Raw genomic sequence first — 1069 nt, forward strand, 5'->3', positions numbered from 1 at the left:
GGGCCGGCCGGCCCGGCGACGGGGGCGGGAAGGGCTCGGTCATCGTCCAGCAGCGACGGGCTCCGGATCGATGTCGGCCGGCCCGGGCACCACCACCGTGCCGGGCGCCAGGATCCGCAGGGCGTGCACGACCGTCCGGCCCGCCGACTCGTTACTGTAGCGGCCGCGATGACGCGGGGCTGCTCCAGGCGCAGCTTCGTCGCCCAGGCCGCCGACTCCGGGCACACGGTCAGCCGACCGGAGTTGGCGTCGTATGACACGGCGGCGACGTGTTCGGCGAGCTCGAGGGCGATGGCCGCCCACCGCTCGCGCAGCGTCGCGCCGGCGGCCGGGAGCTCCTAGGTTCTGTCTCTTTGGCCAGCGTCGGGCCCAGATGGGGATCACGGAGAACGTGGAGTGCTGCCTGCCCGTCTGTATTATCCGAGTGGAGAATCTGGTTGCCTGGGCTGCCAGTTCGTCCGCAGACTCGCGATCATGATGTCTCACGCGCGCGGCCTGGTCCTTGAACGCTTCCGCTGGATCGGCGGCCACGCTGACGTCTGGCAGGTCTTCCGTGACCCCGAGGCTCTTGCTGCGGTGATCCGTGGACTGGCCGGGCCGTTCCGGGAAGACGGCGTCACGGCCGTCTGCGGCATTGAGTCGCGGGGGTTCCTGCTGGGCGCGGCAGCGGCCGTCGAGCTCGGCGTCGGCTTCGTCGCGGTACGCAAGGGCGAGGGGATCTTCCCCGGGAAGAAGGTCACCAGGTGCAGCGACCCCGACTACCGGGGTACTCGCCAAAAGCTGCGTCTGCTGCGGATGACGGTGGGCCCCGAGGACCGGGTGCTGCTGGTCGATGACTGGATCGAAACGGGTAGCCAGGCGTCGGCTGTGCGGTCGATGGTCGAGGAATGCGGCGGGCAGTGGGCCGGCTGCTCCGTCATTGTTGACCAGACAGCTCCGGCCCGGCGGGCGGACCTGGGCGTCCGCAGCATTGGGTGACTCCGTCGGGAATCTTGAGGCCCGGGGTCATTTGCCTTGGCGCCACCACAGGGGTCGGGGCAGGCCGCGTGCGTCGAGGTACTGCTGGAAC

Annotated in this window: 2 protein-coding genes; one reads left to right on the top strand and one right to left on the bottom strand. The window is 70.3% G+C overall.

Annotated features, from left to right (window positions below; genetic code table 11):
- Positions 1-314, bottom strand: a 314-nt coding sequence (locus AB0N07_RS51950; protein ID WP_365848102.1) for a DciA family protein, incomplete at its 3' end; no start/stop codon positions are given.
- 82 nt (positions 315-396) lie between these two features.
- On the opposite strand from AB0N07_RS51950, the gene AB0N07_RS51955 reads away from it, so the two are divergent.
- Entirely contained in the window at positions 397-978 is a 582-nt protein-coding gene (locus AB0N07_RS51955; protein ID WP_365848100.1) for a phosphoribosyltransferase, read from the top strand.
- The last annotated feature ends 91 nt before the right edge of the window (positions 979-1069 follow it).

This window comes from Streptomyces sp. NPDC051172, from assembly GCF_040682555.1.
Taxonomy (GTDB): domain Bacteria; phylum Actinomycetota; class Actinomycetes; order Streptomycetales; family Streptomycetaceae; genus Streptomyces.